7 protein-coding genes are annotated in these 4,759 nt (G+C 34.9%); 3 read left to right on the plus strand and 4 right to left on the minus strand.

Translation table 11 applies throughout. The features are described 5' to 3' along the window. Nucleotides 1-84: 84 nt before the first annotated feature. Genes panB through HRU49_RS14000 form a run of 3 tightly spaced genes read left to right on the plus strand, consistent with a single transcriptional unit; the run spans nt 85 to nt 2,041 of the window. Nucleotides 85-903: a 3-methyl-2-oxobutanoate hydroxymethyltransferase gene (panB, locus tag HRU49_RS13990; protein ID WP_296358230.1), complete on the plus strand. Its 819-nt coding sequence runs from the start codon at nt 85-87 to the stop codon at nt 901-903. A 54-nt stretch (nt 904-957) separates the two neighbouring features. Further along, nucleotides 958-1,311 (plus strand): four helix bundle protein, encoded by a 354-nt coding sequence (locus HRU49_RS13995; RefSeq protein WP_296358232.1) that lies wholly within the window; start codon nt 958-960, stop codon nt 1,309-1,311. 25 nt (nt 1,312-1,336) lie between these two features. Next, entirely contained in the window at nt 1,337-2,041 is a 705-nt protein-coding gene (locus HRU49_RS14000) for an RNA pseudouridine synthase (RefSeq protein ID WP_296358234.1), read from the plus strand. Here the strand turns inward: HRU49_RS14000 and HRU49_RS14005 are convergent. The 4 genes from HRU49_RS14005 to HRU49_RS14020 all read right to left on the minus strand — a co-directional run. Further along, a complete protein-coding gene (locus HRU49_RS14005; RefSeq protein WP_296358237.1) occupies nt 2,038-2,865 on the minus strand; it encodes a sensor histidine kinase in 828 nt (275 codons plus the stop codon). The genes HRU49_RS14000 and HRU49_RS14005 overlap by 4 nt on opposite strands. Next, nucleotides 2,802-3,509, minus strand: a complete 708-nt coding sequence (locus tag HRU49_RS14010) for a hypothetical protein (RefSeq protein ID WP_296358239.1) — start codon at nt 3,507-3,509, stop codon at nt 2,802-2,804. Before HRU49_RS14010 ends, HRU49_RS14005 begins: the two co-directional genes overlap by 64 nt. Before the next feature lie 9 nt (nt 3,510-3,518). Next, nucleotides 3,519-3,908: a hypothetical protein gene (locus HRU49_RS14015; protein ID WP_296358241.1), complete on the minus strand. Its 390-nt coding sequence runs from the start codon at nt 3,906-3,908 to the stop codon at nt 3,519-3,521. A gap of 134 nt (nt 3,909-4,042) precedes the next feature. After that, a partial coding sequence (locus HRU49_RS14020) for a biotin-dependent carboxyltransferase family protein (protein ID WP_296358243.1) occupies nt 4,043-4,759 on the minus strand: 717 nt, incomplete at its 5' end.

The raw sequence follows: 4,759 nt of genomic DNA on the forward strand, positions 1-4,759 counted from the left end.
TAAGGATTTAGCAGTATTTACAGCTTAGATTAAAGAAAATTTAACAAAACTCACTATTTTTACTCACACTATAATTTCAAGTCTATGTCCGTCGCAAAAAAAGAATATAAAAGAATCACTGTAAAGAGCCTCGTAGATATGAAAGCACGTGGCGAAAAGATTTCTATGCTTACAGCCTACGACTACACCATGGCTAAAATTGTAGATGAAGCTGGTATTGATGTCATTTTGGTTGGTGATTCTGCCAGTAATGTCATGGCAGGTCACGAAACTACCTTGCCTATTACCTTAGATCAAATGATTTATCATGCCTCGTCTGTAGTAAGAGCCATTGACCGCGCCTTGGTTGTGGTAGATCTGCCTTTCGGCACGTATCAAAGTGATCCTAAAGAAGCCCTACGTTCTGCTATCAGAATCATGAAAGAGTCTGGTGGACATGCTGTAAAAATGGAAGGCGGTAAAGAAATAAAAGAATCTATTAAACGTATTTTACATGCTGGAATTCCTGTGATGGGTCACCTAGGATTAACTCCGCAATCCATTTATAAATTTGGCACCTACACAGTAAGGGCCAAAGAAGAACAGGAAGCACAGCAACTAAAAGAAGATGCATTAATGTTAGAAAAGGCTGGTTGTTTTGCCATTGTTTTAGAGAAAATACCAGCAGCGCTTGCTAAGGAAGTGGCTGAGAGTGTATCAATTCCTATTATAGGCATTGGTGCTGGTGATGGTGTTGATGGACAGGTCCTTGTTACTCACGATATGGTGGGTATGACGCATGAATTCAACCCACGCTTTCTAAGACGTTACATGAATCTCTATGAAGACATGACCAATGCTTTTAGACAGTATGGTAAAGATGTTAAAAGTGGAGATTTTCCAAGCGACAAAGAACAATATTAATTTAGATCTGATAGATCAATCAGACTTCTAGATTTCTTAGATAAACTAACTTCTATGCCTCATAAGTTTAAAGAATTACAAATTTGGAAAAGAAGTAGATCATTCTGTTCAGAAATCTATAATGTTACCTCTAAATTTCCTGATTCTGAGAAATTTGGATTGACAAATCAACTAAGAAGAGCTTCCGTTTCCATACCTTCTAATATAGCGGAAGGATCTTCCAGAAATTCTAACAAAGACTTTTTAAGATTTTCACAAATTGCAATTGGTTCTGCTTATGAAATAGAAACCCAGTTACTAATTGCCTCTGATTTAAATTTTTTAACTACTATAGAATTAACAACCATTTTGAGTGAATTAGATGAAATTATAAAAATGATTTCAAAATTTAAATCAACTTTAGTTTAGCAAATCGATAATATTATTATCTAACATGTCCAACAAATCTAATAGATCTAACCCGTCTAACCTTCAAGTCCTATATGAAGACAATCATATTATTGTCGTTAACAAACGTGCCGGAGATATTGTACAAGGAGACAAAACTGGAGACACTCCTTTAAGCGATGTCGTAAAGGCTTATATCAAAGACAAGTACAATAAACCTGGTAATGTATATTTAGGCGTGGTACATCGACTTGATCGCCCAACGACAGGTCTCGTTCTTTTTGCAAAAACCAGTAAAGCCTTACCACGTTTAAATAAACTATTTGCTGAAAAGAAAGCCACTAAAACCTATTGGGCGTTAGTAAAAAACACACCTCCAAAACAAAACGATAGATTGGTACATTGGTTACGTAAAAATCCTAAGAACAATAAATCTACAGCATTTGATCGTGAGGTTGAAGGCAGTAAAAAAGCAATTCTTAGCTATAGCGTACTCAAAAGCTTAGACAATTTTGTTTTATTACATATTAACTTAGAAACCGGACGTCATCATCAAATCCGCTGTCAGCTTTCCAAAATAGGTTGCCCTATAAAGGGAGATTTAAAATATGGGTTTAGTCGCAGTAATAAAGACGCCAGTATTAGTCTACATGCTCGAACTTTAGAGTTTATACATCCTGTTAAAAAAGAAACCATCTCTATAACAGCTCCTGTTCCTAGTGATAGTTTATGGCAAGCTTGTGAAGCCTAAGACTCTAGTTTATAAGGATAGATAAGTGTTAAGGTGGTTCCCCTTCCTATTGATGATTCTAAGTTGTATGTTGCATTAATTAGCTCTGCACGTTTTTTCATATTGATTATCCCTGAACCTTTTGCAGCAGTATCCATATCAAAACCTTTACCATCATCTTTTGCAGTAATTATTAATTGCTCTTGCTGGTAATTAAGATGCACCATTAAGCTTTCAGCATCTGCATATTTAAGCGTGTTAGAAAAGAACTCTTGTAAAATTCTAAACAATATGGTTTCATCTTTATTATTCTCAAATTTTACTAAGTCGCCTTTTGTACTGAGGCTGACCTCAATTAATTGTGATTTATTAAGTCGTTGTATTTCATTTTCTAGAGTAGCATAAAAACCGAGATTAAATATCACGTCACTATTCAGGGATTTAGATAAGGACCGTACTTCGGTTAAACTTTCTTTAATGGCTTCTGAGGCATTACTCACTTTAGATTGAATATCATCTGTGGCCACTTTAGACAAGGCATTCATTTGCATGGTAGCTAAGGATAAGAGTTGCCCCACATTATCGTGCAGTTCTCTACCCACATGCTTTAAGGTCTGGTCTTGAATTTCTTGTTGGGTTTTAATGAGTTCCGCTTCAAATTCTTCTTTCTGCTCAAACTGGGTAATTAACATCTGATTTTTGCGCCTTTGAAAAACCGTAAAAAACACCACAAATGTTATAATAATAACAAGTGTAAAGAAAATTACATAGCTGATTAAAACTATTTCTGCAGCTCCAATTTCTTTTTGTGATGCAATGAATAAAAGAACGCAAAAATATAACATGAGTATAAAATTATGTTTGAAATGGTAAGCAAAAGTCCTCTAAACTGTATAAAGCCTTTATTTCTTAAATTGAAATATTCTGAAAATAACAATAACGGAGTAGTACAAATATAAAAAAGCACCATCGCTATAATGATATAAAATACATGGTCTTTATAAAAACTTAAAATTTGATCACTTCTAACTAGTTCCCATAAATAGACAATAGCCATGGTAAAGATTGCAAAAGTAGCTATCGCAAAAGGATAGTCAATCGTTGTTACAAAGAAGTTTCCGCTAAAGAAAAAATACAAGATGATGATACCTATGCATAAAAAAACTGTAATATTAATCACCTTATGAGAAAAACTGACCTTTATATTACGCTTCATAAACATCCAAATAAGTAAAAGAGAAACTAAATCATAAATATTATACAACCAAGTATTCCGTCTCATAAGAGAGTGCTCTAACCAGTTAATTAATGCATTATCTATATTACCATATAGATATGGATATAAGGCAATTGTTTCTATTAAAACCACAAACCATAAGTACCAAACAAATGGTCTTATGGTTTGATCTTTTGTTTTTAACCAATAGTAGGAACCGGCTAGTGCAGCTAGCAATTCAACGATATTAATGATTAAATGTCCAAAAGACATGATGTATTATTATTGAGGGTAATTAGCACCTGGTGGTTGACCGTGTCCTCCAATATTTAAACCATTACCTCCAGGCATATCTGGGCTTGACCCACTACCATCTTTACCGTTACTCTCATTAATAGTAGGCACAATAAATGATGTAGAATAACCTGCCTTACCATTGTCTTCTGGGTAAGCACCACAGTAAATACGGATGCCATCCATTTCGTAACCAAGCTCTTTAGCCTGTGCCTCAGCAAGTGCCAAATAATTTTTAATATCCTCAAGGGAGTACCAAGAGGATCTGTTGTCTGGACGCATAGTGATGTTATCACTAATCAATTGATGCCTTTTTGTATAGGCATCGTTTAAAGTCTTCGCCTGTTCTGGCGTAATTAAGCCTTTAGGATTGCTCATTTTCAGTAAGTTTAGAAATTAATAATTAGTTTTTATTGTTACTAAATTAAGGGATTTTAGAATTTTAGGGTTAGGTTAAAATTATGGAAATAATGGCAGAACACAAATCCTTTATTAGAATTATTCCTGTAGCTTTAGGCTTTCAGTCTGATTTTTAGAGGCTTGCCAATCGACTTTTGTGCCAACGCATTTATGGAGGCTGCTGTAAGTTGCAACACCCTTGGATAACCTCCTGTAGTTTGGCTGTCGCGCATTAAAATAATGAGGTTACCTTTTGGTGTTAATTGTACAGTTCCTGGTAATACAGGTGCTGTGATAATGGATTGCATTGAGTTCTTTAGTAATGGTTCTAATTGATAAGCCATCCTGTTATTATTCTTAGATACCGTAAATATTGTATTAATAAGCTGGTTTTGTTGGTCTGTTGACAGCTGATCAAATTCCGGACCTTTAAAAGCCTCTAAGGTTGGTTGCGCTAAATGTAAGGCTTTAAATTTTACTGTTGCATGTTGTTTATGATAATCCTTTTTAAAAGTCTCATAAGGAATCATATCGTTTTTAGCAATCCTCTGGGTCTTGGTAATAGGATAATACTGACTACAACTTTCTAAAACTTGTTCTGATTTAAAACCACCTTTAACAGCTAAATAGGACCGAAAGCCCTTTGTCATCTTGCCGATACTTAGAACATCATTGGTTTTAATTGATATGACCACATGTTGTTTTATAGGGCTGTCGTTTAGCTTAAGGTCTACATCAGCACCGGCTATGGCTATTACAGTTGGTTCTGTAAACTGAAACGTTCCACCTAGCATAGTCATCTCCAAGACTGATGCACTATCGTCATTACC

It is taken from the genome of Winogradskyella sp. (assembly GCF_013213975.1).
GTDB lineage: Bacteria > Bacteroidota > Bacteroidia > Flavobacteriales > Flavobacteriaceae > Winogradskyella.

What these genes read in the sequence shown, in the direction of transcription:
- panB (WP_296358230.1), top strand. Translation starts at nt 85, where the DNA reads ATGTCCGTCGCAAAAAAAGAATATAAAAGAATCACTGTAAAGAGCCTC.
- HRU49_RS13995 (WP_296358232.1), top strand. Translation starts at nt 958, where the DNA reads ATGCCTCATAAGTTTAAAGAATTACAAATTTGGAAAAGAAGTAGATCA.
- HRU49_RS14000 (WP_296358234.1), top strand. Translation starts at nt 1,337, where the DNA reads ATGTCCAACAAATCTAATAGATCTAACCCGTCTAACCTTCAAGTCCTA.
- HRU49_RS14005 (WP_296358237.1), bottom strand. Translation starts at nt 2,865, where the DNA reads ATGTTATATTTTTGCGTTCTTTTATTCATTGCATCACAAAAAGAAATT.
- HRU49_RS14010 (WP_296358239.1), bottom strand. Translation starts at nt 3,509, where the DNA reads ATGTCTTTTGGACATTTAATCATTAATATCGTTGAATTGCTAGCTGCA.
- HRU49_RS14015 (WP_296358241.1), bottom strand. Translation starts at nt 3,908, where the DNA reads ATGAGCAATCCTAAAGGCTTAATTACGCCAGAACAGGCGAAGACTTTA.